We start from the raw sequence: 554 nt of genomic DNA on the forward strand, positions 1-554 counted from the left end.
GATTCTAGGTTTTCTCGTATCGAAGATATGGCCCCGCCGTTTTCAGTCAGTCGAACTGAAGGGCAGGCCTGCCGTAGATGCTTGCTCGCATCCTATTCTAGCGGTCGCGCCCGATTGTATTGTTTGCGTAGGTCGCCCTGGGCTGCGTTGAAAAGCCCTATCGTTTTACAAATGGACGGTAGTTCAGTCCGTGCTGTTCTGTACCAGATTGACACTGAGAGAGGAGGGAGAGCGTCGTGCAAAAAGTCTATTCGAGCGCTGTGGAGTCGATAGCAGGTCTGCTCGCCGACGGGATGACACTAATGTCGGGTGGCTTCGGCCTTTGCGGAATACCCTCCGCTCTTATTGAGGCGATCCAGCTCTCCGGGGTGACCGGACTAACTATTATCTCCAACAACGCTGGCGTCGATGGGTTCGGGCTCGGACTACTTCTTGAAAGTCGTCAAATCAGTCGAATGGTGTCGTCCTACGTCGGGGAAAACAAGCTGTTTGCTCAGCAGTACCTGGCTGGCAAACTGCAGATCGAGTTCAACCCGCAAGGGACTCTCGCAGAG

The 554-nt window shown here is 54.2% G+C and carries 1 protein-coding gene; it reads left to right on the forward strand.

All coding sequences use genetic code 11. The features are described from left to right. Positions 1-236 precede the first annotated feature (236 nt). On the forward strand, positions 237-554 hold a 318-nt coding region (locus tag EOA24_RS40440; RefSeq protein ID WP_133375092.1), incomplete at its 3' end, for a CoA-transferase.

Source organism: Mesorhizobium sp. M2A.F.Ca.ET.039.01.1.1 (assembly GCF_003998035.1).
Taxonomy (GTDB): Bacteria; Pseudomonadota; Alphaproteobacteria; order Rhizobiales; family Rhizobiaceae; genus Mesorhizobium.